Raw genomic sequence first — 428 nt, 5'->3', positions numbered from 1 at the left:
ACCGGTAGGCTACATCCGTCTTTTTCTCTACGGAAAACGTCAAACTTTCCCCAGTAATGTCGCTTATCTCAGGTGTTTTCAATTTCCTGTTCGCATCAATTTTAACACCTGTTTCTTGCTCTAAAAAATGGTGTAGTTCTTTATTGTCAAGTACATTATCAAGCTTCTGATTTTCATGCTGTGTCCGCATATAAAAACCTTCATTCGTATAAACATCCTCACGATCCGTCTCATCGGTTGCCCCGTATAATAGTACATAATCATCAGCAAAAATTTCCTGCGGATGCCACTCATGTTCGGAGATAGAATAATTTAAAAATGCATTCCAGTGAATCGGCATTTGTTCTAATCCCCTAAGTTTCGCCCATTTTGAAAATTGAAAATGGTGTGAAGGAAAATAATAATAAGCAAAATGATGCCCATATTCA

At 37.4% G+C, this 428-nt stretch carries 1 protein-coding gene; it reads right to left on the bottom strand.

Translation table 11 applies throughout. The annotated features are described in order from the left end of the window. Nucleotides 1-340 (bottom strand): hypothetical protein (locus tag V7147_RS16615; protein WP_335368947.1); only part of this gene is annotated, 340 nt, incomplete at its 3' end. Nucleotides 341-428 lie beyond the last annotated feature (88 nt).

It is taken from the genome of Bacillus sp. JJ1521, assembly GCF_036965165.1.
In the GTDB taxonomy this organism is placed as follows: Bacteria; Bacillota; Bacilli; order Bacillales; family Bacillaceae_L; genus Ferdinandcohnia.
The sequence above is the reverse complement of the archived record's forward strand: the minus strand, read 5'-3'. Positions and strand labels throughout refer to the sequence as shown.